The sequence below is a fragment of the Paraburkholderia sp. NMBU_R16 genome (assembly GCF_013282575.1).
Taxonomy (GTDB): domain Bacteria; phylum Pseudomonadota; class Gammaproteobacteria; order Burkholderiales; family Burkholderiaceae; genus Trinickia.
In genome coordinates, this window is the sequence record NZ_JAAAYE010000286.1 from 1 (window position 1) to 506 (window position 506).

General features: G+C 57.7%; 1 protein-coding gene. It reads left to right on the forward strand.

Features of this window, described 5'->3' with window-relative positions; genetic code table 11:
• A partial coding sequence (locus tag GWC77_RS29325) for a hypothetical protein (RefSeq protein ID WP_217283469.1) occupies positions 1-324 on the forward strand: 324 nt, incomplete at its 5' end.
• Between the last annotated feature and the right edge of the window lie 182 nt (positions 325-506).

A 506-nucleotide genomic window follows, 5' to 3' on the forward strand; every position in this document is an offset into this window, starting at 1 on the left:
CAACATGCGCCGCGCGTCAATCAACAAACGCTTGTCAGCGTCAATCAACATCGGCATCATCAACCTCGCCGCGACATTCTCATCTTGTTTGTCGCGCGTCTCTCATCCAGATTGTCGCGCCACACTGCAGAACGCAAGATGCGGGTACAGACAGGCACGCATCGTATAGGGCTGGTGTTGCAGATTGAATTTCCGCCCCGAAATTCAGACGGAGTCACGGCCCAGCCGCGCACTGCCTTTCACCCAGAGCGGTACGAGCCGGTCACGGCCGGCGGGCGTGTCGAGTTTGATCAGCCGCTCGAATTGCGCATAGCGTCCGCGTAACGTGCTGGTCAGAGTATCGGAGCGCATGCGCGGCACCTCGGTTTTTTATCTTTTGGGGCTCTTTTGAAAATGCAGTGGGTAACGCGGCTCACGAGGCATGCGGGTTGAAGCTGGAGAAATCTAGCTTGCCGGCGATGAGGAACAGCACGGTTCGCATTGTTTCGAAGCGCGTGTAGCCGCGC